Annotated in this window: 25 protein-coding genes; 17 read left to right on the top strand and 8 right to left on the bottom strand. The window is 56.5% G+C overall.

What is annotated here, in order from left to right:
* Positions 1-18: 18 nt before the first annotated feature.
* The 10 genes from truA (at position 19) to QN370_RS13195 (ending at position 10,434) form a co-directional block, all read left to right on the top strand.
* Positions 19-822: a tRNA pseudouridine(38-40) synthase TruA gene (gene truA / locus QN370_RS13240; protein WP_322126929.1), complete on the top strand. Its 804-nt coding sequence runs from the start codon at positions 19-21 to the stop codon at positions 820-822.
* Between the two features lie 69 nt (positions 823-891).
* Positions 892-1,560, top strand: a complete 669-nt coding sequence (locus QN370_RS13235) for a phosphoribosylanthranilate isomerase (RefSeq protein WP_322126930.1) — start codon at positions 892-894, stop codon at positions 1,558-1,560.
* A gap of 39 nt (positions 1,561-1,599) precedes the next feature.
* Positions 1,600-2,931, top strand: coding sequence for a tryptophan synthase subunit beta (gene trpB, locus QN370_RS13230; protein WP_322126931.1), 1,332 nt, complete (start codon positions 1,600-1,602; stop codon positions 2,929-2,931).
* Positions 2,932-2,999: 68 nt separating this feature from the next.
* Positions 3,000-3,803 (top strand): tryptophan synthase subunit alpha, encoded by an 804-nt coding sequence (trpA, locus tag QN370_RS13225; protein WP_322126932.1) that lies wholly within the window; start codon positions 3,000-3,002, stop codon positions 3,801-3,803.
* A 74-nt stretch (positions 3,804-3,877) separates the two neighbouring features.
* Positions 3,878-4,750 (top strand): acetyl-CoA carboxylase, carboxyltransferase subunit beta, encoded by an 873-nt coding sequence (accD, locus tag QN370_RS13220; RefSeq protein WP_322126933.1) that lies wholly within the window; start codon positions 3,878-3,880, stop codon positions 4,748-4,750.
* 76 nt (positions 4,751-4,826) lie between these two features.
* Positions 4,827-6,128: a bifunctional tetrahydrofolate synthase/dihydrofolate synthase gene (folC, locus tag QN370_RS13215; RefSeq protein ID WP_322126934.1), complete on the top strand. Its 1,302-nt coding sequence runs from the start codon at positions 4,827-4,829 to the stop codon at positions 6,126-6,128.
* Positions 6,052-7,062 (top strand): SPOR domain-containing protein, encoded by a 1,011-nt coding sequence (locus tag QN370_RS13210; RefSeq protein ID WP_323581734.1) that lies wholly within the window; start codon positions 6,052-6,054, stop codon positions 7,060-7,062. The genes folC and QN370_RS13210 overlap by 77 nt, the downstream gene beginning before the upstream one ends.
* 14 nt (positions 7,063-7,076) lie before the next feature.
* Positions 7,077-7,565 (top strand): CvpA family protein, encoded by a 489-nt coding sequence (locus tag QN370_RS13205; RefSeq protein ID WP_322127238.1) that lies wholly within the window; start codon positions 7,077-7,079, stop codon positions 7,563-7,565.
* A 23-nt stretch (positions 7,566-7,588) separates the two neighbouring features.
* Positions 7,589-9,106 carry an amidophosphoribosyltransferase gene (gene purF, locus QN370_RS13200; protein WP_322126936.1) on the top strand — a complete coding sequence of 506 codons (1,518 nt, stop codon included), beginning with the start codon at positions 7,589-7,591 and terminating at the stop codon, positions 9,104-9,106.
* An 89-nt stretch (positions 9,107-9,195) separates the two neighbouring features.
* Positions 9,196-10,434 carry a cystathionine gamma-synthase family protein gene (locus QN370_RS13195; RefSeq protein WP_322126937.1) on the top strand — a complete coding sequence of 413 codons (1,239 nt, stop codon included), beginning with the start codon at positions 9,196-9,198 and terminating at the stop codon, positions 10,432-10,434.
* Positions 10,435-10,452: 18 nt separating this feature from the next.
* On the opposite strand, the gene QN370_RS13190 is transcribed toward QN370_RS13195, so the two are convergent.
* From QN370_RS13190 to QN370_RS13180, 3 genes are all read right to left on the bottom strand, one after another.
* On the bottom strand, positions 10,453-11,049 hold the full coding sequence (locus QN370_RS13190; RefSeq protein WP_322127239.1) for a TIGR00730 family Rossman fold protein: 597 nt from the start codon (positions 11,047-11,049) through the stop codon (positions 10,453-10,455).
* 8 nt (positions 11,050-11,057) lie between these two features.
* Positions 11,058-11,723 carry a TetR/AcrR family transcriptional regulator gene (locus tag QN370_RS13185; protein ID WP_322127240.1) on the bottom strand — a complete coding sequence of 222 codons (666 nt, stop codon included), beginning with the start codon at positions 11,721-11,723 and terminating at the stop codon, positions 11,058-11,060.
* Positions 11,724-11,815: 92 nt separating this feature from the next.
* A complete protein-coding gene (locus QN370_RS13180) occupies positions 11,816-12,283 on the bottom strand; it encodes a fasciclin domain-containing protein (RefSeq protein WP_322126938.1) in 468 nt (155 codons plus the stop codon).
* A 175-nt stretch (positions 12,284-12,458) separates the two neighbouring features.
* Between QN370_RS13180 and QN370_RS13175 the strand changes: the two genes are divergently transcribed.
* Entirely contained in the window at positions 12,459-13,082 is a 624-nt protein-coding gene (locus QN370_RS13175; RefSeq protein WP_322126939.1) for a TetR/AcrR family transcriptional regulator, read from the top strand.
* Here QN370_RS13175 and QN370_RS13170 read toward each other — a convergent pair.
* The 5 genes from QN370_RS13170 to QN370_RS13150 form a co-directional block, all read right to left on the bottom strand.
* The gene (locus QN370_RS13170) at positions 13,030-13,998 is read right to left on the bottom strand and encodes an esterase/lipase family protein (protein ID WP_322126940.1); all 969 of its coding nucleotides are present in this window, start codon (positions 13,996-13,998) and stop codon (positions 13,030-13,032) included. The two genes, QN370_RS13175 and QN370_RS13170, sit on opposite strands and share 53 nt — an antisense overlap.
* A gap of 180 nt (positions 13,999-14,178) precedes the next feature.
* A complete protein-coding gene (locus QN370_RS13165; protein WP_322126941.1) occupies positions 14,179-14,694 on the bottom strand; it encodes an RDD family protein in 516 nt (171 codons plus the stop codon).
* 6 nt (positions 14,695-14,700) lie between these two features.
* Complete coding sequence (locus QN370_RS13160) at positions 14,701-15,360, bottom strand: DUF3106 domain-containing protein (protein ID WP_323581733.1); 660 nt, start codon at positions 15,358-15,360, stop codon at positions 14,701-14,703.
* Between the two features lie 68 nt (positions 15,361-15,428).
* The gene (locus tag QN370_RS13155) at positions 15,429-15,833 is read right to left on the bottom strand and encodes a DUF3619 family protein (protein ID WP_322126943.1); all 405 of its coding nucleotides are present in this window, start codon (positions 15,831-15,833) and stop codon (positions 15,429-15,431) included.
* The gene (locus tag QN370_RS13150; protein ID WP_322126944.1) at positions 15,830-16,399 is read right to left on the bottom strand and encodes an RNA polymerase sigma factor; all 570 of its coding nucleotides are present in this window, start codon (positions 16,397-16,399) and stop codon (positions 15,830-15,832) included. The genes QN370_RS13155 and QN370_RS13150 overlap by 4 nt, the downstream gene beginning before the upstream one ends.
* A 516-nt stretch (positions 16,400-16,915) precedes the next feature.
* Here QN370_RS13150 and QN370_RS13145 point away from each other — a divergent pair.
* The 6 genes from QN370_RS13145 to pssA all read left to right on the top strand — a co-directional run bounded on the left by QN370_RS13145 (position 16,916) and on the right by pssA (position 22,807).
* Positions 16,916-18,688, top strand: a complete 1,773-nt coding sequence (locus tag QN370_RS13145) for an acetolactate synthase 3 catalytic subunit (RefSeq protein WP_322126945.1) — start codon at positions 16,916-16,918, stop codon at positions 18,686-18,688.
* Positions 18,689-18,690: 2 nt separating this feature from the next.
* Complete coding sequence (gene ilvN / locus QN370_RS13140) at positions 18,691-19,182, top strand: acetolactate synthase small subunit (RefSeq protein WP_322126946.1); 492 nt, start codon at positions 18,691-18,693, stop codon at positions 19,180-19,182.
* Between the two features lie 53 nt (positions 19,183-19,235).
* On the top strand, positions 19,236-20,252 hold the full coding sequence (gene ilvC, locus QN370_RS13135) for a ketol-acid reductoisomerase (protein ID WP_322126947.1): 1,017 nt from the start codon (positions 19,236-19,238) through the stop codon (positions 20,250-20,252).
* A 179-nt stretch (positions 20,253-20,431) separates the two neighbouring features.
* The gene (locus tag QN370_RS13130) at positions 20,432-20,926 is read left to right on the top strand and encodes a Dps family protein (RefSeq protein WP_322126948.1); all 495 of its coding nucleotides are present in this window, start codon (positions 20,432-20,434) and stop codon (positions 20,924-20,926) included.
* A 161-nt stretch (positions 20,927-21,087) separates the two neighbouring features.
* Positions 21,088-21,834 carry an SIMPL domain-containing protein gene (locus QN370_RS13125; RefSeq protein ID WP_322127241.1) on the top strand — a complete coding sequence of 249 codons (747 nt, stop codon included), beginning with the start codon at positions 21,088-21,090 and terminating at the stop codon, positions 21,832-21,834.
* A 100-nt stretch (positions 21,835-21,934) separates the two neighbouring features.
* Positions 21,935-22,807: a CDP-diacylglycerol--serine O-phosphatidyltransferase gene (gene pssA, locus QN370_RS13120; protein WP_322126949.1), complete on the top strand. Its 873-nt coding sequence runs from the start codon at positions 21,935-21,937 to the stop codon at positions 22,805-22,807.
* The last annotated feature ends 23 nt before the right edge of the window (positions 22,808-22,830 follow it).

The following is a 22,830-nucleotide window of genomic DNA, read 5'->3' as shown; positions in this document are numbered from 1 at the left end:
AGCGGATAAGAAGCGAACATGAATTTGAAACGACTGGTTCTCGGTGTGCAATACGACGGAACACCATGGCATGGCTGGCAAACCCAGTTGAGCGGTAATACCGTGCAGGACCGACTGCAGCAGGCATTGTTCAAGTTCACGCAATCTGACATGACCATCCATTGTGCCGGACGGACCGATACCGGCGTTCATGCGATCGAGCAAGTGGTGCACTTTGACACGCCGCTGGACAGACCGATGTCGTCCTGGATCCGCGGGCTCAATACCCATTTGCCGCCATCGATCGCGGTGCGCTGGGCATGCGAAGCCCGACTTGATGCGCAACACGAGTTTCATGCACGTTTCAGCGCACGCTCACGCACCTACCACTACCTGCTGTATAACAATCCGATCAGGTCTCCGTTGTGGAATGACAAGGCTGGCTGGGTATTCCGACCACTTGACCTCGACCGGATGCGTGAGGCTGCGCAATCATTGATTGGCACGCACGATTTCACGGCTTTCCGTTCTGCCGATTGCCAGGCCAAGTCGCCAGTGAAAATGATGCATGAGATCGTGCTGACGCGACGCGAAGACCTCATCGTCATCAAGCTCCATGCGAATGCTTTCCTGCATCATATGGTGCGCAACATTGTTGGTTCGCTGATCTATGTAGGAACGGGACGCCAGCCGGTCGACTGGCTGGCCGAATTGATTCAGCAGAAAAACCGTCATCTTGCCGCACCCACGTTTAGTCCGCACGGCTTGTACCTCGCCAAAATCGATTACGATCCGAAATGGGAATTGCCACAGTCGCCAGCACAGGCCTTTGCACACTATTGAACCGACTGTCTCTTCGGTGTTGTGCCAGTTGTCCCTGTCGCAGGTTATTTTAAAAAGAAACCGCTACCAATGAACCACCGTACCCGAATCAAAATCTGCGGATTGACCCGTGACGAAGATGTTGCTGCCGCCATTTCTGCCGGCGCCGATGCGATCGGCCTGGTGTTTTATCCGCCCAGCCCCCGTTACGTCACCGCGACGCAGGCGGCAATGCTGTTGCGCCATGTGCCGCCGTTCATTACTACCGTTGGTCTGTTCGTCAATGCCACCCTGGCAGAGGTCGAACAAGTACTGCGCGTGGTGCCGTTGTCGTTGCTCCAATTCCATGGTGACGAGACACCAGAGCAGTGCGCCGAGATCGCTGCTGCCGTCAATCGCCCCTACTTGCGGGCGATCAGAGTGGGTGCAAAGACAATTGCCGAAGATTTGTTAAAATGCGAGCAGTCCTATCGCGCTACCGGCAATCTCTATTCCGGTTTGTTGTTCGATACCCTGGCTGATAGTTACGGTGGTACTGGAAAGGTTTTCGATTGGTCTCTCATCCCAGAAGAGCTCGCACCTCGGGTCGTTTTAAGTGGTGGCTTGAGCGCGCACAACGCCACTGAGGCGGTGGTCCGTGTCCGTCCGTTTGCGGTCGATGTCAGTAGTGGCGTCGAAGTCGCAAAAGGCATCAAGGACGCTGCCTCCATCACCCATTTCATCGCCGCCGTGCGCCTGGCTGACACAATACAAGCCTGAGCCACGGTGCACCAGACAATGCATCACCCGGGAAAATCCATGACACTCACCACACTTAGCGAACAACAGGCCGCACATCCGGCCGAAGCGTACAACCTGCCGGATAACCGCGGCCACTTTGGTCCGTATGGCGGTAGCTTTGTTTCAGAAACGCTGACACATGCACTCGACGAACTGAAAGCTGCTTACGCACGCTACAGCAACGATCCGGAATTTCTGGCCGAATTCGAAGACGACCTGAATCATTTCGTCGGTCGTCCAAGCCCGATCTATCACGCCAAACGCTGGTCCGAAAAAATGGGCGGCGCGCAAATCTATTTCAAGCGTGAAGACCTCAACCATACCGGCGCGCACAAGATCAACAACGTGATCGGCCAGGCGCTGCTGGCCAAGCGCATGGGCAAGCCACGCATCATTGCCGAGACTGGTGCTGGACAGCATGGTGTTGCTACCGCCACGATTTGCGCGCGCTTCGGGCTCGAGTGCATCGTCTACATGGGTAGCGAAGACATCAAGCGCCAGGCCCAGAATGTCTACCGGATGAAGCTGCTGGGTGCCACCGTGGTGCCAGTAGAGTCCGGTTCCAAAACGCTGAAAGACGCGCTCAACGAGGCGATGCGCGACTGGGTCACCAACATCGAAAATACGTTCTACATCATCGGCACCGTGGCTGGCCCGCATCCCTATCCGATGATGGTGCGTGACTTTCAATCGGTGATTGGCGAGGAATGTCTGGAGCAGATGCCCGTGATGACCGGCCGTCAGCCGGATTACGTGATGGCCTGCGTCGGCGGCGGATCGAATGCCATGGGAATTTTTTATCCGTACATCGATCATCATGATGTTCAGCTGATCGGTGTCGAAGCCGCTGGCGAAGGCATGGACAGCGGCAAGCATTCGGCCTCACTGCAGCTCGGTACACCAGGCGTCTTGCACGGTAATCGCACCTATCTGCTGCAAGACGAAAACGGTCAGGTCACCGAAACGCATTCGGTGTCGGCAGGTCTCGACTACCCGGGCGTGGGTCCGGAGCACGCCTGGTTGAAAGATATCGGTCGGGCGCAATATGTCGGAATCACTGATGACGAAGCGCTGCAGGCGTTCCACGATTGCTGTCTGATCGAAGGCATTATTCCGGCACTCGAATCGAGCCACGCGCTGGCCTATGCGGCCAAGCTGGCCGCCACCCTGCCGAAGGACAAGATCATTCTGGTCAACTTGTCCGGCCGTGGCGACAAGGACATGCACACCGTCGCTGAGCGCATGGGAATGAACTTCTACTGCCGCGAATCCTGTGCTGTTGGTGCCGCTGCCCTCGAGTCTGCCAACGCAGCCAAGACCATTACGCTGCATCGCACGCCTAACAAGTAAGCCGCAGCCGGAATGCGTCGGGCCAGTAGCCCGGCGCATCTTTCGAATACCATCACCCCGTAAAGACCATGTCCAGAATTCAAGCAACGATGGCGGCGCTTGCAGCCAGCCACAAAACCGGATTGATCCCATTCATTACCGCAGGTGATCCGTCGCCCCAACTGACCGTGCCGCTGATGCATGCGATGGTTGCCGGCGGTGCCAATATCCTGGAACTGGGTGTTCCGTTTTCCGACCCGATGGCCGAAGGCCCGGTCATCCAGCGCGCCTGCGAACGCGCACTCAAGTATGGTGTCGGCTTACGCGACGTGCTCGAATTCGTGCGCCAGTTCCGCGAAACGGACAACACGACGCCAGTCGTACTGATGGGCTACGCCAATCCGATCGAGCGCATGGGACAGCAGGTATTTATCGCCGCGGCCGCCGCTGCCGGTGTCGATGGCACGATCGTCGTCGACTATCCTCCTGAAGAATGCGAAGAATTCGCCGCTGGCATGCAAGCCCAGGGCCTCGATCCGATCTTCCTGCTGGCACCGACATCGACGGACCAACGCATTCGTCAGGTCGCTGCCGCAGGACGCGGTTTTTGTTATTACGTGTCGCTCAAAGGCGTTACCGGCGCCGGCAATATCGATATCGGGAATGTATCGGAACGCATTGCCGCAATCCGCCAGCATGTCAAATTGCCGATCGCTGTTGGCTTTGGTATTCGTGATGGCGCGACCGCCCGCGCCATTGCCGGTGTCGCTGATGCCGTCGTCATTGGCAGTCGCATTATCCAGGAGCTGGAGACCACGCCGCACGACAAGGCAGTCGAGACCGCCCATCACTTTGTGGCCGGAATCCGCGCGGCGCTGGATGCCGCAGACTGAGTCACTGACGATCGATTTTGTTCGCGGTACGGGCAAAAGGTACAATCGCCCAAGTAAAAAATTTAGAGGACACCATGAGCTGGCTTGAGAAACTGCTACCACCGCGCATACAGCGCTCCGAATCAGCCACACGCAAGTCCGTGCCTGAAGGCCTGTGGGTGAAATGTCCTTCTTGCGAAGCGGTGCTGTATCGCACCGATCTCGAATCGAATATCCGGGTTTGTCCGAAGTGTAATCATCACATGCGCATCCGTGCCCGTGAGCGCCTCGATGCCTTGCTCGACGCAGGTGGTCGATATGAAATAGGTCAGGAAGTCCTGCCGGTCGATACGCTCAAGTTCAAGGACAGCAAGAAATATCCGGATCGCCTGAAAGCGGCCATGGAAGCCACCGGCGAAACCGATGCGTTGATCGTTCTGGGTGGCACCATCATGTCGCTACCTGTCGTGGTGGCTTGTTTTGAATTTGAATTCATGGGCGGCTCAATGGGCTCCGTCGTCGGCGAACGTTTTGTCCGTGCTGCACAAAACGCACTCGAACAGATGGTGCCACTCATTTGCATCACTGCCACAGGCGGTGCACGGATGCAGGAAGGTTTGCTGTCGCTGATGCAGATGGCGAAAACTACGTCGATGCTGACCAAGTTAGCTGAAAAGAAGCTGCCTTTTATTTCCGTGCTGACCGACCCGACCATGGGTGGCGTATCCGCATCGTTTGCATTCATGGGCGATGTCGTGATTGCCGAGCCGAAAGCATTGATTGGTTTTGCAGGACCACGCGTGATCGAAAATACCGTGCGCGAAAAACTGCCTGAAGGTTTTCAGCGTGCCGAATTTTTAGTCACCAAGGGCGCTGTCGACATGATTGTGGATCGCCGCAAAATGCGCGAAGAAATCGCCCGGCTACTGGCTCTGTTGCAAAACCAGGCTGCCGACGTGATCGCCTGAACCCCCTCTGCCACCAGCAAGCCCGAGCGATCAGTTCGGGCTTTATTTTTTCCGGATCGAACCCATCTTGAGCATCATGCAAACACTTCCCGACACACTGGCAGGTTGGCTAAGCCGCCTGGAATCCCAACATCCAGTCACCATCGACATGGGCCTCGACCGCGTGTCCGCGGTCGCGACACGCATGAAGATCGGTTTCGATTGCCCGGTGATTACCGTCGGTGGCACGAACGGCAAAGGATCGACTTGCGCCATGCTCGAAGCGATCCTGCTGCAAGCCGGTTACCGTGTCGGCCTCTCGACTTCGCCGCATCTGATCGATTTCAACGAGCGGGCCCGCGTGGTCGGTGAGGCGGCTTCCGATGCCGAACTGGTGCGCTACTTTGCCGCCGTCGAGCAAGCTCGTGGCGAGATTTCGCTGAGCTATTTCGAGTTCACCACGCTGGCGATTTTGCAGATGTTTGTCGATGCGCATCTCGATGTCGTGATTCTTGAGGTTGGTCTGGGCGGACGCCTGGATGCAATGAATATCATTGACGCCGATGTCGCGATCATCACCAGTGTTGATATCGATCACACCGAATATCTGGGTCATACGCGCGAAGCCATCGGCTTTGAAAAGGCCGGGATTTTCCGCGCCGGGAAAGCGGCGATTTGCAGCGACCCGGTACCGCCGCAATCCCTGCTCGACCATGCGGCCGCGATCGGTGCCGACTTGTGGCTGCTGGGACGGGACTTCAATTACATGGGCGACCAATTGCAGTGGAATTATGGTGGCCGCGACCAGCGCCGCAACTCGCTGGGCTATCCGAGCTTGCGCGGTGCCAACCAGTTGCTCAATGCCGCTGCGGCGCTGGCCGCGCTGGAAGTATTGCGACTGCGGCTACCGGTCGGTGCACAGGAAGTCCGGACCGGGTTGGTGCTGGTCGATTTGCCAGGCCGCTTCCAGGTGTTGCCTGGCCGTCCAACCGTGATTCTTGATGTGGCCCACAACCCGCATGCGGCGGCAACGCTGTCGCAAAACTTCGGCAATATGGGTTTTCATCCCTACACCTATGCGGTGTTCGGTGCGTTGCAGGACAAAGATATTGATGGCGTCATTGCGCAACTTAAGGGTCAGGTGGATCACTGGTGCGTGACCGATCTGCCGCCGCCGCGTGGTGCCAGCGCCGAGCAGATACGCGACAAACTCCTTGCCGCCGGCGTGACGCCGAGCGACAAAACCGATGCCGAATGTACGATTAGCTGTTTCGCCACGCCAGCCGAAGCATTCGCAAATGCAACGAGCCGGGCAGGGGAGAATGATAGAATTGCGGTTTTCGGATCGTTCCTCACCGTCGCCGGCGTCATGGCGTTCCGCGCTGCTGCCAATCACTGAATTACTTTCACTCGACAGCATGGGCTTGACATCGTTTTTTCGCAAGAAACCACCAGAACCTGACACTTCGGAAGGGGCGTTTTTCTCTCGTTCCGAAGAGGAGTCGGGGGTTGCCCGGGGGCGGACAAAAAGCAAGCCGTCCAAAAAAGCTGCCGAGCAAATCGACCCGGTCCTGCCCGAGAAAAAACGCGCCCGCCGCCGTCTGGTTGGTGCCGTGGCACTCGTACTGGCTGCGGTGATTGGTCTGCCGATGGTGCTCGATTCTGATCCACGGCCGCTGGGCGATGATGTACTGGTTCAGATCCCGTCCAAGGATTCACCGGCGCGTGCAACCCAGCCAAAGACTGCGTCGGATGCGCCGGCGGCTAATCTGCCTCAGGGTGCGGCGCTCGATAAATCTGAAGAGATCATTGAGCCTGGCGCTGCGACGCCGGCCAGTGTCAGCAAGATTGCCGTGTCGGCAGACGAGTCCAAACCAAAGGAAGCCAGTGTGGCGGTGCCGGTCAAGCCGGTGGAGAAACCTGCTGTGAAGCCCGCGCCCGAACCCAAGCCCAAGCCTGAACTGAAGTCCGAGCCGAAGCCCGAGCCGAAGCCAGATTCCGCACCCGCACCCGCACCCGCCGACGGTAATACCACAGACAGTGCCCGCGCCATGGCTATACTCGACGGTAGTTCTGCCAGCGCAGCAAAGGTCGACAAGAAAGCCGCCCGGCTCATCGTGCAGGTAGCCGCACTGGCAACGAAAGAAAAAGTCGCCGAGCTACAAGATAAATTGAAAGCCGCCGGTATCAGTTCCTACACGCAAACGATCGGGACGGATGCCGGTCAGCGTATCCGGGTTCGTATTGGTCCGTTTTCCAGTCAGGAGGAAGTCGACAAGATGCGCGCACGGCTGAGCAAGATTGGTTTGTCCGGCACCGTCGTGCCGTCCTGAGCTGGTACATGCCTTTGACTGTTTTTGATTATCTGGTGCTGTTCATATTGATCTGTTCTGTGGTGATCAGTACTTTGCGCGGGCTGGTGAAGGAAGTGCTGTCGCTGGCCAGCTGGATCGTCGCGCTGGTGGTCGCTAATCAATACGGTGATGCGCTGGCTCAATTGCTGCCAGCGCTTATCCCGGGTAGCACGATGCGCCTGATCGTGGCTTTTGTTGTTTTGTTTATCGGGGTACGCTTGTTGATGGGTTTGCTGTCGATGGCGCTGGAATCCATCATCAAGGCCAGCGGTCTGACACTGGTCGATCGTGGCCTCGGTGGTTTGTTTGGGCTGGCGCGCGGACTGGTTATCGTGCTCGCTGTCGTGCTGGTGTGTGGCACTACCGCCATACCTCAGCAACCATTCTGGACCGAGGCGCTGTTGAGTCCGCTGGCAGAGACCGCTGCCCGTACTGCCCAATCTTTCTTGCCGGGCGATTTCGCGCGGCATGTGCATTTTTGAATTGTCTTAGTTAGGAGTCCACCATGTGTGGCATCGTCGGCGTCGTTTCCCATAGTCCTGTCAACCAACTGATCTACGATGCACTGCTGTTGTTGCAGCATCGCGGTCAGGATGCAGCAGGTATCGCAACCAGTCATGCAAACATGTTTTACATGCACAAGGCCAACGGCTTGGTTCGTGATGTTTTCCGCACCCGCAATATGCGCTCGCTCCAGGGCAATATCGGTATCGGTCAGTGCCGCTATCCGACCGCTGGTTCATCCAGTGCCGAAGAAGCCCAGCCGTTCTATGTCAATGCGCCGTTCGGCATCACGCTCGCGCACAACGGCAATCTGACCAACTGGGAACAGTTGAAGATCGAGATGTTCAAGAACGATCGTCGGCACATCAACACCACGTCGGATTCAGAGGTGCTGCTCAATGTCCTCGCGCATGAAATCCAGCAAGCGACCAGTGGCTATTCGCTTGATCCGGCTGCGTTGTTCAAGGCCGTGGCCGTGCTGCATCAGCGTGTTCGCGGGTCCTATGCGGTGGTGGCGCAAATTTCCGGCTACGGATTGCTGGCGTTTCGCGATCCGTACGGGATTCGTCCGCTGTGCATCGGCATCAATGACACCAGCAAGGGCACCGAATACGTCGTCGCCAGTGAATCGGTTGCGCTCGAAGGTCTTGGCTTTCGCTTCCTGCGTGACGTGATGCCGGGCGAGGCGATTTTCATCGACAATGATGGACACCTCTATAACCAGCAATGTGCCGAGAACCCGACCCTCAATCCGTGTGCTTTCGAATTTGTCTATTTCGCCCGTCCGGATTCGGTGATTGATGGCGCATCGGTCTATGCCGCACGCCTGAAAATGGGCGAGTACCTGGCCGAAAAAATCAAGCGTGAATTTACCGCCGGCGATATCGACGTGGTGATGCCGATTCCTGATTCCTCCCGCCCGGCGGCAATGGAACTGGCAATGAAACTGAACCTCGACTATCGCGAAGGCTTCATCAAGAATCGGTATATCGGCCGTACCTTCCTGATGCCGGGGCAGGCGATTCGCAGCAAATCAGTGCGCCAGAAACTCAATGCGATCGGTTCGGAATTCAAGGGCAAGAGCGTCTTGCTGGTTGATGACTCGATCGTACGTGGCACCACAAGCCGTGAGATTGTTCAGATGGCGCGCGACTCCGGTGCCAAACGCGTGATTTTTGCCTCGGCGGCGCCACCGGTTAAATTTCCGAATGTCTATGGTATTGACATGCCAACGCGTCACGAACTGATTGCCTACGGTCGGAGCAACGAAGAGATCTGTCGCGAAATCACCGCTGATGCGTTGGTGTATCAAGACCTCGACGCGCTCAAACGCTCGATTACCGACATCAATCCGGCGCTGCGCAATTTTGAAGCGTCCTGTTTCGACGGCGTGTATGTCACTGGCGATATCTCACGTGATTATCTCGACCGGATCGAGTTCGCCCGCAACAATCCGTTGCCTGAAAACGATGATGCAGTCCGTTCGCAATTGAACCTGAATCTCGCCCAGGTCGACTAGCACCGGCGATCTTGAGCAGCCGTTCGGATGTCGTCCGAATGGCTGTTTCGCGGTAAGGTATTTTCCAGCAGTTCATTCTTCATTCCAACATGACCGATACCAGCAACTACGGCTTTACCACCACCATCTTGCATAGCGATCGCCAAAAGCCGATCGAGCACGGCGCGCTGCACAAGCCGATCCACACGTCAGTCGCGTTCGGCTACAAGGATGCACGCGAACTGGCGGCGGTCTTCCAGGGCAAGCAACCTGGCTACCGTTACGGTCGCCAGGGCAATCCGACCGTGTCGGCACTGGAAGACAAGATCACGCTGATGGAAGACGGTCAGGGCAGCATTTGTTTCGCCACTGGCATGGCTGCCATTGCTGCGATCGTGCAGTCCTTGTTACGTGAGGGCGATCATGTGGTGTCGTCGGCATTCTTGTTCGGTAATACGAACAGCCTGTGGCAGACTGTGGCCGGGCAAGGGGTTGATGTCAGTTTTGTCGACGCCACGGATGTCGCTTTGGTGGAAGCCGCGCTGACGCCGTCGACCCGTGTCGTCTTTGTCGAGACCATCGCCAACCCGCGCACGCAGGTCGCCGACCTCAAACGCATCGGTGCGCTGTGCGCGGCGCGCGGGATCGTCTACGTGGTCGACAATACGATGACGTCGCCGTATCTGTTCCGCCCCAAATCAGTCGGTGCCAGCCTGGTGGTCAATGCGCTGACCAAATCGATTGGCGGGCATGGCAATGCATTGGGCGGCAGCCTGACCGACACCGGATTGTTCGATTGGTCCACGTATCCGAATATTTTCGATAACTACAAGCGCGCGCCGGCACGGCAGTGGGGGCTGGCGCAACTGCGCGCCAAAGCCTTGCGTGACTTTGGCGGATCGCTAGGCCCGGAGGCGGCGCATCATTTGTCGGTGGGTGCCGAGACGATGGCGCTGCGCCTGGATCGTGAATGCGCGAATGCGACCGCCGTGGCACAGATGCTGGAAGCCGACCCACGGGTTGCTGCGGTCCATTATCCGGGCTTGCCATCGCATCCGCAGCATGCGCTGGCCGGAGAGTTATTCCGCGCTTTTGGCAGCTTGTTCAGTTTCGAGTTGCGTGCCGATGTCGATTGTTTCGACTACCTGAATCGGCTCCGTCTGGCGATCCCTGCCAGCAATCTGGGTGATACCCGCACGCTCGTTATCCCGGTTGCGCATACGATCTTTTTTGAAATGGGTGCCGAACGACGGGCTTCAATGGGGATCGCCGAATCACTGATTCGGGTCTCGGTCGGTATCGAAGACACCGCAGATCTGGTACAGGATTTCCGTCAGGCGCTAGGGTAGTTCGCGTAGATTGCCCATTCAGGGCAACAGCTTTTTGGCCGACGCATCGTTGAGCAATTTGGCGATCTGGCCAGGACGGTAGTCAAGCAGCTGGCCAATCAGGCTGACAGCGGAGGTGTCCTGCATCAGTAGTTGCCGATGATGTGAACGCAGGAAACCTTGAGTCACCATGTGATCGACGAAGCTGATCAAGCCGTCATAGAACCCGAGTACATTGAGCAGTCCGACCGGCTTGTCATGAAAGCCTAGCTGCGACCATGTCAGCATTTCAAACAATTCTTCCATCGTTCCCATGCCGCCCGGCATGGCAATGAATCCGTCGGATAACTCTGCCATCATCGCTTTGCGTTCGTGCATGTCTTTGACGACGTGCAGCTTGCTTAGTCCCGGATGACCGACTTCTTTGCCAAGCAAGGCTTGCGGGATAACACCTGTGACGACGCCGCCAAGACGCATGACTTCATCGGCAATGGCACCCATCAGACCAATCTGTCCACCGCCGTAGACCAGTGCGATGTTGTTCTCGACCAGTGCCTTGCCCATCAAACGGGCAGCATCGACATAGTGCGCAGAGTTGCCGCTGGAGGCACCGCAGTAAACACACAGGGATTGAATTGGAGATGTCATGTCAATTTCTTTCGGTAGTCAGCGGCCAGCTTGTCAAAGCGCACTTGCGTCTCGCCACGCAAATAAGGCCGGATCAGCGACAGCACCTGATAGCAGCCGCGTACCAGTGCATCGGCACTGGCTTGTTGTTCGGAGTACTTGCGGGGATTGTTGACGTATTCGTAGGAGAGCCAGTAGGTTGCGACGACGACCATGTTGGTCGCCAGCGCATCAATCTCGAGGTCGTCAGCTTCCAGGGCTTGATCATTGCGTAACCCGATGCACAGGTGACGCGCAACGTGGTTTTTGTGGGCGAGGATGTTCTTGACGTCGACTTCCACCTTGCGGTTGCGCGATAGCAGGTCACTCAGGTCGCGATAAAAAAAGCGGTAGCGCCATACCAGTTCAAACATCAGATGCAGGTAATGCCAGACATCCTCGATGGTCGGGTGGCGGCTATCTGGCACCGCCAGCATGTGAGAAATTTCGCCTTCAAACTGCACGAAAATGGAATTGACGATGTCGTCTTTGTTTCGGAAATGGTAGTACAGGTTACCCGGCGAAATACCCATCTGATCGGCGATGACGGTGGTCGTGATGTTGGGCTCACCGAATTCGTTGAACAGTTGTAATGAAAGGTCGAGGATACGTTCGCGGGTACGGCGCGGTACTTTTTGTTGCATCGTCATGGAGGGTCGCCGGCTAAATTTTGCGGCCAGCATACCATCGAATATTCGGTTTGCGACCGGCTACCTTGACGATCAACGGTGAGCTATCAGGGCAGGATTACCTTGTCGATTATCTGGATCACGCCGTTGTCGGCTTTCAGGTCGCTGGATGTCACGCGGGCTCCGTCAACGGTTACCATGCCGTTGTCGGAGGTGAGTTTGACGGAGTCGCCCTGGATGGTTTGCAAGGGACCAGGCTTGACTTCAGCGACCAATAGTTTGCCGGGGACAATGTGATGGGAGATCAGTTGCGCCAGCTTTGCCTTGTCTTTCATCATCGTCTCGACGGTACCATCGGGCAGTTTCGCAAAGGCTTCGTCGCTGGGTGCAAACACTGTGAAGGGCCCCTGAGTACGTAGCGAGTCCGTCATGCCTGCTGCCTTGACGGTCGCAAGAAACGTTTTGAAACTGCCGGCAGTGGAGGCGGTTTCAACCAGGTCCGTGGCACTGGCAGCACCGATTGAAAAGGTCAACGTGGCCGAGAGAAGGAGGGTGGGCAATAGGGCTGGTTTCATGATGCTCCTTTGATGTTGGTGAACGCATGGCGCGGCTTTGCCTGTTAATAGAGCTACAAGCGAGCTACAAGCGGAGCTACAAGCGGAGCTACAAGCAATCGGGATTCCTACTTGTTAAGGTGTCATATAATCGTTGAAGTTCAATATTCCTTTGTGTTTTCTAAAAAATGTGTCGATGATTCCTGTCCAAAAACTCACTTTCAAGCAGCAGCAACTTCTCGTCAGGGAGGCGGCAATTATCCATGCGGTCCATGGTTTGCTGGCGCGCAAAGGGTATGACTTGATGACGATGGATGAGGTCGCTGCGGAGGTCGGGATTGCCAAGGCTAGTCTTTACAAGCATTTTTCGTCGAAGGAATCCCTTGCGGCGGCGGCGATGATCCGCCTGATCGAAAACACCCTTGCGCACGTGCGCGCCTTGCCATCCGAGATGCCCGCCATCGATCAGTTGCGTGGCATCTTGCGCTGGGCACTCGAAGTACGGTTGCAGGGCGGTTTGCCGATGCTACCGTCGGACAATAAATTTCTGCGTGACTCGCTGCTCGACAATCCGAAATACATCAGCCGGGTCATGGATCTCAATGAGTTGCTGGCGGGGTTGATCGAGGCGGCGCGTGCCGCTGGCGAGTTGCATCAGAATTTGCCGGTCGAAGTCATCTTGCTGACCATTTATGCCCGGTCGTGTGATCCGAGCGTCGATTATCTGAAGATGATGGGCGTGCATAGCGATGCGCAGATCGTCGATTTCATGTTGGCGACCTGTTTTGGTGGACTCTCTGCGATATCGCAATCTGCCTGATCCGCGCGATGACATGATCTTGTACGCGACGGTCCATGCCGAGTGAGACATGACCGATGCCTGACACGGCGAAGTTGGTCGCGCCATCAAGATGGGCCGACAATTGTGGCGAAACGATATTGTCGTGATGGGAATAAATCGAATCGATCGAATCGAACCAGCTGACGGTTCGCCCGGCCTCCCTGCGTTGCAGTTGTTGCAGCCAGGGGCTCGGTGTCTGGTCGGCAGCGCAGCACATCTGGCGTGCGTTGATGCCGATTCCACTGCGTGCCAATGCCGTGCCGTGATGCGGCGTACCCAGCGTGATGATGGCGGCGATACGGTTGTCGCCATGCTCGCTGAGCCAGGCACGGCTGATCAGGCCTCCCATGCTGTGGGCGACCAGGATCACCTGGTCGCAGCCGCTGTCGCGTGCGAGTGTCTCGATCGCCTCGGTGATGGCAGGCAGGTAGTGATCGATGCTGGCTAGCGCCGGTTCAAGATCGATTCCGTGGTGCGTGATGTGGGCTGCGCTGAGTCTTTTGCTCATTGAGCGCCAGTAACCGCTGTTGCAGCCATAGCCGTGGATGAGCAAGACCGAGTGGCCTTCCGGTTGTGCGGCTGGCCGCTTCCCGACCTGGAAGAACGGCATGTTCCAGCTCGCGCTGAGCATGCTGGCACCGAACTCGTTGCCGATCAAGCGTACGGTCATGCCCAGGCCAATACGAAAAGGTGCGGGAGTTTCACTGCGATAGCGCCAGGCCAGGATGAACCCGCCGACGGTGATCGATAGCCGGATGGCGACGACCAGACCGATACTGAGCACCAAGGCCAGCCAAGGGTGCGGCAGATGTGCCAGTTTCAGCAGTCCCACGCCAAGACCGATGACGGCCAGTCCTTGAAATACTAGTAGCCAGCGGGTCAGTCGCCGGATCACTCTGTCCTGCCAGTACCGGATGTGCGGTGGTTTGCTGCGTCGCCGCGCATGGCGCTGTTGATTGGCGTCATAGAACGGTTCATCGCACCGGAAGCGATGAGGTGGATGGGACTGGCTTAGTTCGATTTTTTTTAGTGTATCGAAGGCAATTACTGCGGTACGGTATCCCGATCACAAGGTTTATTTTTTCTTCAGATCGGGGACACCGATCAGCTTTGTACGAGCCAGTCGGTCGTGCATGAATCGCCGGGACGGATCGAGCCAGCACAGGCCAGCCCAGATCACGACGTTGGCCGCGGGAATGACTACCAGCATCCAGCCCTGCGCCTGAAAACGCCATGCCAGCATCAAACCGGGTACGACCCATAGCCAGCTCAGCAGGAAGCGCGCGGTTGCCTGGAGTACCGAGACCGCAGAGCCATCTGCTGCTACCAGGCGTACTCGCCAGGTTTTCATTGCCAGCGTCTGGCCACCATGACTCCAGAACCAGATGAAGTAGGCCGCCATGACAAAGAACAGCCAGTATTGCAGGACGCCGCGTAAATAGAGTGCATGACGTTGTTGCAGCAGTGTGCCGAACAACCAGCCAGCGATGAACAGCACACCGAATAACAGCATGCCTTCATAGAGCATGACTGCCAGGCGGCGCAGGACAGACGGCGGTGCCAAGGGGAGTGACGAGGAGGAATCCGGCATCGGGCTTTATTGAGTGACTGCTGTTGGAGGTGCAGGAGGCTGAGGAACAGCCAAGGGTGACACTTCAGAGGCCGGTGAAGACGTCACGGCGGGTTGTTCAGCAACGGCTTTTTCAAACTGCTTCGGTACGGTTGCCGGTTTGCTGCCGGCCGATAGCATCGGCAGATTCGAAACATGTTTTTTTGCAGGCGTGCTCTCGGCCAGTTTTTTCTTCTGATCTTCGGGTAACTGCTGATATTCCTGCCACTGGGCAGATTTCTGGCTCGCATCAAGTTTTTTGGTGCGGGTGTAAATTTCACGCGCAACCCGTCGTTCATCTGGTGTCAGTTTGGCCCATTCGCGCATGCGCTCCTGCATCCGTGATTGCTCTTCGGCACTCATGTTGACGTAGCGATTGCCGATCTCGAGCCACTTCTTCTTTCTGAATACTTCGATCTTGTTCCATTCCGCCGCTAGTGGTGCGAGTGCGTTTTGCTGGATCGGAGTCAATTCATTCCACCTTGGCCGTGTGTCGGGCTCGATGGATTTTGCAGCGGGTTTTGCCAGAGGGGGTGTTGCCTCATTGATGACCGGCTGCGTAGTGACCGGCTGTGTAGTGACCGGCTGTGCAGTGAACGGTTGTGCAGTGATGAATGGAAAGACAACGGCAACCAGTCCCGCCAGCACGGCAGTTGCCAGCAGGCCGGCGATAAGCCAGCGTTTTCTGGTGGTCGTGGTGGTGCCGCGGGTCATGATCAGTTTGTCTGCTTTGCCAGATAGGCACTAAAACCGTTGTCCAGATAGGCCGACAGAGGCAACTCGTCCGATAAGACCGCTGCATCAATTTCAGCCGTGTCGCTAATGCGTTGCTGTTTTTCGAATTGGTACATCCCTGACAGACCCGCCACCAATGCCAGCAGTGGAAGAATCAAACCGATGCGGTTGAACCAGGGTGATGTCTTGCTGATCAATCCTGCTGCGGCTCCGGCCAGTGCGTGTTCAGTGGCAAACACTTTTAACGGCGAGTCCTGACGTTTTACAGACAGAGCTTTCTTGCGTGCGGCAGCGAGTCGGTCTGTTGTTGCCTTCGGCAGGTTGTCAAGATTTTCATTTAACGCGTGTCTTACTTTGTAGGCGAAATTTAATTCCCGGGTATTCATAGCGTAATTCCTTTGGCTTTTAGTGCTTGGGCCAGGGTATGGCTGGCGCGCGAACAGTGCGTTTTCACACTTCCTTCGGAACACCCCATGGCAGCAGCCGTTTCGGCGACGTCGAAGTCCTGCCAGTAACGCATCAGAAATGCTTCGCGTTGACGGGCCGGAAGTTTTTGTATTTCGTGATCGATGGCATTGAGCGTCTGTTCCCGCTGCAACTTATCCGCACCGGATTCCGACGATTGCGCATTGTCTTCAGCGTTGTAATGGTCGAGCAGTTCAAACTCGTCGCCCGCGTCGCCATTGCCAGTCATGCTGGAAAAAAGGGTGACCCAGGTATTGCGTACTTTTTCACGACGGAAGTAATCGTGGATGGTGTTTTGCAAGATGCGCTGGAATAGCAGCGGAAGCTCGGCGGGCGGTTTGTCGCCGTAACTTTGTGATAATTTGATCATCGCATCTTGCACGATGTCGAGCGCGGACTCTTCTTTGCGGACCGCGTAAATAGCCTGCTTGAATGCCCGTCGTTCTACATTTTCAAGGAAGTCGGAAAGTTCTTTATCAGTTGCCATGCAAGGAGGCGCTCCGTTGCCTGTATCGCCAGAAAAGTCAGTGGGTGTGGATGCGCTTGGCAGCCTGCTGCTGCCTTGCCGAAAACTGTGCGCATGCTAGCAAAATTCGATGATCTGCGCACGATATTTACGTCTGGTGCCTGAAAACGCGGGTATTCGCGGCTGTTTTAACTTGACCTTAATGAGGCAACGCATTACCTTGTCTCTCCCTCTCGCATCGCAGAGGATTATGGTCTGGCCGCATGCCCTGCACAACATGGCCCGGCGGCGAGACGCGCTTTACCATTAAGGCTGTTTGCTTTGACCCGTGCCACAAGCGCGAGAACCCCGTACTGAAGTGATTGACCCTCCGGCCGAACGAGTCGCGTTAACCATGCTTGAGGCATCTTCCAGGGAAGATGTCGACGATCGTGGGACCGCACAACAAAGGAAAGCCAGAGGCCGTTTGCTGTCGTACCGGGTTCGCCAGGAAAAAGCATCCGATCAATTTCCAATGGACCTTGAAAGGAATGTTGTATGAGTTACAAATTGAATGCCGAACCACGCAATGACACCACGAATGACACCGGCAAAGAAATGACCGGTGCCGAAATCGTCGTGCGCTGTCTCGCCGAAGAAGGGGTCGAACACGTGTTCGGTTACCCGGGCGGAGCAGTACTTTATATTTACGACGCTATTTATAACCAGGATAAGTTTCAGCACATCCTGGTACGTCACGAGCAAGCGGCCATTCACGCCGCCGATGCTTATTCCCGCAGTTCCAACAAAGTCGGTGTGGCCCTGGTGACATCCGGGCCCGGCGTGACCAATGCCGTTACCGGATTGGCGACGGCCTACATGGATTCGATCCCGATGGTGATCATCTCCGGGCAGGTGCCGTCCCATGCGATTGGTCAGGATGCCTTCCAGGAATGCGATACGGTCGGTATCACGCGACCATGCGTCAAGCACAACTTCCTGGTCAAGGACGTCAAGGATCTGGCATTGACGATGAAGAAGGCTTTTTTCATCGCCACGACCGGTCGTCCCGGTCCGGTGCTGGTCGATATTCCGAAGGACATCAGCATGCACAAGTGCGTGTATGACTATCCGAAGGAAATCGAAATGCGCTCGTACAAGCCTGTCGACAAGGGCCATTCGGGTCAAATCCGCAAGGCGGTTCAGTTGCTGCTCAATGCCGAACGGCCGATGATCTACACCGGCGGTGGCGTGATCCTTGCCAATGCGTCCCCCGAACTGAACAAGCTGGTCGATCGCCTTGGCTTCCCGTGCACCAACACCCTGATGGGTCTGGGCGCTTATCGCTCAACGAGCGAAAATTTCGTCGGCATGCCTGGCATGCACGGCACCTATGAAGCCAATATGTCGATGCAGCATTGCGATGTATTGATTGCCATCGGTGCGCGCTTCGATGATCGCGTGATCGGTAACCCCAAGCATTTTTCATCGGTGGCCCGCAAGATCATCCATATTGATATCGATCCATCGTCGATTTCCAAGCGCGTCAAGGTCGATATTCCGATCGTTGGTAACGTACGCGATGTGCTGCAGGAAATGCTGGCCCAGCTCGATGCAGCCGACGCCGCGGCACAAAAACCTAGTCAGGTTGCTCTGGCCAGCTGGTGGAAACAGATCAACGAGTGGCGCGGCAAGGATTGCCTGAAGTTTACCAATTCCGATATCGTCATCAAGCCGCAATCGGTGGTCCAGAAAGTATGGGATATCACCAAAGGTGATGCGTTCATTACCTCGGATGTCGGCCAGCACCAGATGTGGGCCGCACAATACTACGGTTTCGACAAGCCACGTCGCTGGATCAACTCCGGTGGTCTTGGCACGATGGGAGTCGGCTTGCCGTATGCAATGGGTGTGCAGATGGCGAATCCTGATGCGACCGTCGCCTGCATCACCGGCGAAGCGTCGATCCAGATGTGTATTCAGGAACTCGCAACCTGCAAGCAATATCACCTGACGCCGAAGATCATCCTGCTCAACAACCGCGTGCTCGGCATGGTGCAACAGTGGCAGAAGATCGACTATAACGGCCGCTATTCCGAGTCGTACATGGATTCGCTGCCGGACTTCACGATGCTGGCCGAATCCTATGGCCACGTCGGCATGAAGATCGAAGATCCGAAGGATATCGATGGCGCATTGAAAGAAGCGTTTGCGATGAAGGACCGGCTGGTGTTCATGAACTTCATTACGGATCAAACCGAAAATGTCTGGCCGATGGTGAAAGCCGGAAAAGGCCTCACTGAAATGCTGCTTGGATCGGAGGATTTGTAATCATGCGTCATATTGTCTCCGTACTTCTGGAAAATGAAGCAGGTGCGCTGTCCCGCGTCGTCGGTCTGTTTTCGGCGCGTGGCTACAACATCGAAACGCTGACGGTCGCTCCGACCGAAGACCCGACGCTATCGCGGATGACCATCGCCACCAATGGGTCGGATGACGTGATCGAACAGATCACCAAGCATCTGAACCGCCTGATCGAAGTCGTGAAAGTGGTCGACCTGACCGAAGGCGCGCACATCGAACGCGAACTGATGCTGATCAAGGTCAGGGCCGTAGGCAAGGAGCGCGAAGAGATGAAACGTACCGCTGATATTTTCCGTGGACGCATCATCGACGTGACCGAAAAAACCTACACGATCGAGCTGACCGGCAACAAGACCAAGCTCGACGCGTTCATTGATTCGATTGACCACGCCTCGATACTCGAGACGGTGCGTACCGGCGGTTCCGGTATCGGTCGTGGCGAGCGCATCCTCAAGGCGTGAAGTAGTCCCCCATCAAAGCAATTCCATACCAACAAATAATTCAAGGAAATATCATGAACGTTTTTTACGACAAAGACTGCGACCTGTCCCTGCTCAAAGGCAAGAATGTCGCCATCATCGGCTACGGTTCACAAGGCCATGCGCACGCCCAGAACCTCAATGATTCAGGCATCACCGTGACGGTGGGTCTGCGCAAGGGTGGCGCGTCGTGGGACAAAGTTGTCAACGCCGGCCTGAAGGTCGCGGAAGTCAATGAGGCAGTCAAGGCCGCCGACATCATCATGATCTTGCTGCCGGACGAGAACATCGCCCAGGTCTACAACGAAAACGTCGCACCGCACGCCAAGCAAGGCGCCGTGCTGGCATTCGCCCACGGCTTCAATGTGCACTACGGTCAAGTCGTGCCGCGCGCCGACCTCGACGTCATCATGATTGCACCGAAGGCTCCGGGCCATACCGTGCGTTCGACCTACGCCCAGGGCGGCGGCGTTCCTCATCTGATCGCCGTCTACCAGGACCAGTCGGGTATCGCACGTGACATCGCCCTGTCGTACGCGATGGCCAATGGTGGCGGTCGTGCCGGCATCATTGAAACCAATTTCCGCGAAGAGACCGAAACCGACCTGTTCGGCGAGCAAGCCGTGTTGTGCGGTGGCGCAGTCGAACTGATCAAGGCCGGTTTCGAGACGCTGACAGAAGCCGGTTATGCCCCGGAAATGGCTTACTTTGAATGCCTGCACGAACTGAAACTGATCGTCGACCTGATCTATGAAGGCGGTATCGCCAACATGAATTACTCGATCTCGAACAACGCCGAATACGGCGAATATGTCACGGGTCCGAAGATCGTCACTGAAGACACCAAGAACGCGATGCGTCAGGTCCTCAAGGATATCCAGACTGGCGAATACGCCAAGAGCTTCATCCTCGAAAACAAGGCCGGTGCACCAACCCTGATCTCGCGTCGTCGCCTGACTTCCGAGCACCAGATCGAAGAAGTGGGTGCCAAGCTGCGCGCAATGATGCCGTGGATTGCGAAGAACAAGCTGGTTGATCAATCGAAGAACTGATCGATTCCAGTGTTCCGGAAACCGCACTTCGGTGCGGTTTTTTTTTGGTCAAGCGTTGTGTGAGGTGGCACGCAGACACACTTGCGCCGGACGGGTTACCATCGACAGGTCCGATGACGTTGCGAGACCATGACGCGTCATCAAGCAATTTCCCTCATCCCCATTACAGGAGTCACTCAATGAGCGCAAAAAAAGTAGCAGTACCCGTAATTGATTTTGGTATCGGCGACAAGGATCGCGCCAAGATCGTCGATGGTTTGTCCCATCTGCTGGCCGACACCTACACGCTGTACCTGAAGACGCATAATTTCCACTGGAACGTCACGGGTCCGATGTTTCAGACTCTGCATCTGATGTTCATGGGCATGTACACCGAACAGTGGGCCGCCGTGGATCTGCTGGCCGAGCGTATCCGTTCGCTGGGCGAGCCGGCACCCGGAACCTACGAACAGTTCGCTGCGCTGACGGTCATCAAGTCGAGCGTCGGCCTGCCAAAAGCGCAAGAGATGATTCGCGAACTGGTAGAAGGCCAGGAAGCCGTGGCACGTACCGCGCGCGCCGTGTTTCCGATTGCCGAGAAAGCCAACGACCAGCCAACCTGCGACTTGCTGACGCAGCGCATGCAGATCCACGAAAAAAATGCATGGATGTTGCGCAGTTTGCTGGAAGAGTAATCGTCTGGCAGTGATCCACGAAGACCGTGCCTTTGCACGGTTTTTTTTCGCCGTGTGACAAAGATCGTGTCCAATTCAATTGTAAGCAGCCATGGTGTGGATGCCGGGCCAGAAAGTGCTGGCGTATAGTTTTGCCTTTACCTGTCCCCCGGAGAATGATGATGTCGCAACTGCGCAAAGCAATGTTGGGAGTGGCCTTGTCGGCCCTGGCCATGGGCGTGCAAGCCCAGGCCGTCCTGCCCTCGGCGGGCACGCTGGTCTTGCTGCCAGCGCAAGGTGAAGTCAAGCGCGCCAACGATCAGGCACTTGCCACACTGATGGTCGAGGAGCAGGACAAGGACAAGGCGGTGGCCGCATCCCGCGTGAACCGCAAGATGAAGCAGGGCACCGAGATCGTCAAGCAGGCCGATCCGCAGGCGGTCCTGACGACGCGCGGCTATTACACCTACCCGATCTATTCCGATGAGCCGCAAAAAGCGTCTGCAAAGCCACGTCAGCCGGTCGGGTGGCGGGTCGGGCAATACCTCGATGTGTTGACGACCAATCTGGCCATCTTGCCGAAAACAGTCGCTGCTGCGCAGAGCGTGCTGGCGCTCAATGGCCTGGTGTTCTCGCTCAGTGACGCTGCTGCGCGCAAGCTCGATGATGAACGCATCGTCGCGGCGACCAGAAACCTGGCCGAACGGGTGAGTTCGGTGGCGCGCGCATTGGGGCGCAATCCGGCCGACGTGGTCATCGAAAGCATGGATTTCGATGGTGCCGGAGCGATGACGTCGAGGGAGAATTCACCGATGCTGATGAAATCCATGCGTGGCATGGCAGCGGACGTGGCCGTCGAGGAGCCCAGTTTCGAAGCGGGCGAAACCACGTTGCGCATGCAGTTGATTGGCAAGATTCGGTTCAAGTAAGTGCGCTTCGACTAAAATAGCAGCGCAGCGGCAGACCTGGTTTCGCGAGGCTCCTGGTCTGGCCACTCTTTACGCTGCTGAAAATCGAAACGGAATTCGCATGGCATCTTCTCATCGTCGCAAACCCAAGCGTGGCGGCTCATCGCTGGCCAAAATGCTGCGCTTCAAGCGTCCATCATCCACCCCGCAACAGCAGGTCGATGCCGTCCATGTGCGTCAGTCGTTGCGTCGGCGCGGTGTCTATCTTTTGCCTAACGCCTTCACGACGGCCGCCTTATTCTGCGGTTTTTACGCCATCGTGATGGGGATGAACCAGAATTTCGAGAATGCGGCGATCGCGATTTTTGCGGCGATGATACTCGACAGTATCGATGGCCGGGTTGCCCGCATGACCAATACCCAGAGCGAGTTCGGCGCGCAGTACGACAGCCTGTCGGACATGGTGTCATTCGGAGCGGCACCGGCGCTGGTGGTCTATGAGTGGTCATTGCGTGGCATGGGCAAGCTTGGCTGGCTCGCTGCATTTGTCTATTGCGCCGGCGGTGCGTTGCGGCTGGCACGCTTCAATACCAATATTGCGGTGGTCGACAAGCGTTATTTCCAGGGACTGCCCAGTCCGGCCGCAGCAGCGATGGTGGCCGGTTTTGTCTGGGCGATGGATGACCTCGGTTTTGCGGGTCCCGATCTGTCTTGGTTTGCCTGGGCCATCACGCTGTACGGCGGTCTGACGATGGTCAGCAACATCCCGTTTTACAGTTTCAAGGACATTAACCTGCGTAAGTCGGTACCGTTTATCGTCGCGTTCCTGATCATGCTGGGCATGGTCGCGGTCTCGAGCGATCCACCGAAATGGCTGTTCGGCCTGTTCGTGTCGTACGGCTTGTCGGGCTACGTGATTTATTTCTGGCGTCTGTTCAAGGGCAAGGCGATTAGCCTCGTTGATACCAGCACTGATTCGTCCGCGAAAAAATAAAGGTATCCGGATGTTGTTTGTGC

The sequence above is a fragment of the Actimicrobium sp. CCI2.3 genome (assembly GCF_035019065.1).
In the GTDB taxonomy this organism is placed as follows: Bacteria; Pseudomonadota; Gammaproteobacteria; order Burkholderiales; family Burkholderiaceae_D; genus Actimicrobium.
This window is presented reverse-complemented; position numbering and strand designations above follow the sequence as displayed.

Bases quoted from the DNA above. Each gene is read 5' to 3' on its own strand.
- QN370_RS13210 (WP_323581734.1), top strand. From the start codon at position 6,052: ATGATAGAATTGCGGTTTTCGGATCGTTCCTCACCGTCGCCGGCGTCA.
- purF (WP_322126936.1), top strand. From the start codon at position 7,589: ATGTGTGGCATCGTCGGCGTCGTTTCCCATAGTCCTGTCAACCAACTG.
- QN370_RS13125 (WP_322127241.1), top strand. From the start codon at position 21,088: ATGTCGCAACTGCGCAAAGCAATGTTGGGAGTGGCCTTGTCGGCCCTG.
- QN370_RS13150 (WP_322126944.1), bottom strand. From the start codon at position 16,399: ATGGCAACTGATAAAGAACTTTCCGACTTCCTTGAAAATGTAGAACGA.
- QN370_RS13180 (WP_322126938.1), bottom strand. From the start codon at position 12,283: ATGAAACCAGCCCTATTGCCCACCCTCCTTCTCTCGGCCACGTTGACC.
- QN370_RS13165 (WP_322126941.1), bottom strand. From the start codon at position 14,694: ATGCCGGATTCCTCCTCGTCACTCCCCTTGGCACCGCCGTCTGTCCTG.
- truA (WP_322126929.1), top strand. From the start codon at position 19: ATGAATTTGAAACGACTGGTTCTCGGTGTGCAATACGACGGAACACCA.
- folC (WP_322126934.1), top strand. From the start codon at position 4,827: ATGCAAACACTTCCCGACACACTGGCAGGTTGGCTAAGCCGCCTGGAA.
- QN370_RS13195 (WP_322126937.1), top strand. From the start codon at position 9,196: ATGACCGATACCAGCAACTACGGCTTTACCACCACCATCTTGCATAGC.
- QN370_RS13185 (WP_322127240.1), bottom strand. From the start codon at position 11,723: ATGCAACAAAAAGTACCGCGCCGTACCCGCGAACGTATCCTCGACCTT.
- trpB (WP_322126931.1), top strand. From the start codon at position 1,600: ATGACACTCACCACACTTAGCGAACAACAGGCCGCACATCCGGCCGAA.
- pssA (WP_322126949.1), top strand. From the start codon at position 21,935: ATGGCATCTTCTCATCGTCGCAAACCCAAGCGTGGCGGCTCATCGCTG.
- ilvC (WP_322126947.1), top strand. From the start codon at position 19,236: ATGAACGTTTTTTACGACAAAGACTGCGACCTGTCCCTGCTCAAAGGC.
- QN370_RS13155 (WP_322126943.1), bottom strand. From the start codon at position 15,833: ATGAATACCCGGGAATTAAATTTCGCCTACAAAGTAAGACACGCGTTA.
- QN370_RS13175 (WP_322126939.1), top strand. From the start codon at position 12,459: ATGATTCCTGTCCAAAAACTCACTTTCAAGCAGCAGCAACTTCTCGTC.
- QN370_RS13235 (WP_322126930.1), top strand. From the start codon at position 892: ATGAACCACCGTACCCGAATCAAAATCTGCGGATTGACCCGTGACGAA.
- trpA (WP_322126932.1), top strand. From the start codon at position 3,000: ATGTCCAGAATTCAAGCAACGATGGCGGCGCTTGCAGCCAGCCACAAA.
- ilvN (WP_322126946.1), top strand. From the start codon at position 18,691: ATGCGTCATATTGTCTCCGTACTTCTGGAAAATGAAGCAGGTGCGCTG.
- QN370_RS13130 (WP_322126948.1), top strand. From the start codon at position 20,432: ATGAGCGCAAAAAAAGTAGCAGTACCCGTAATTGATTTTGGTATCGGC.
- accD (WP_322126933.1), top strand. From the start codon at position 3,878: ATGAGCTGGCTTGAGAAACTGCTACCACCGCGCATACAGCGCTCCGAA.
- QN370_RS13145 (WP_322126945.1), top strand. From the start codon at position 16,916: ATGAGTTACAAATTGAATGCCGAACCACGCAATGACACCACGAATGAC.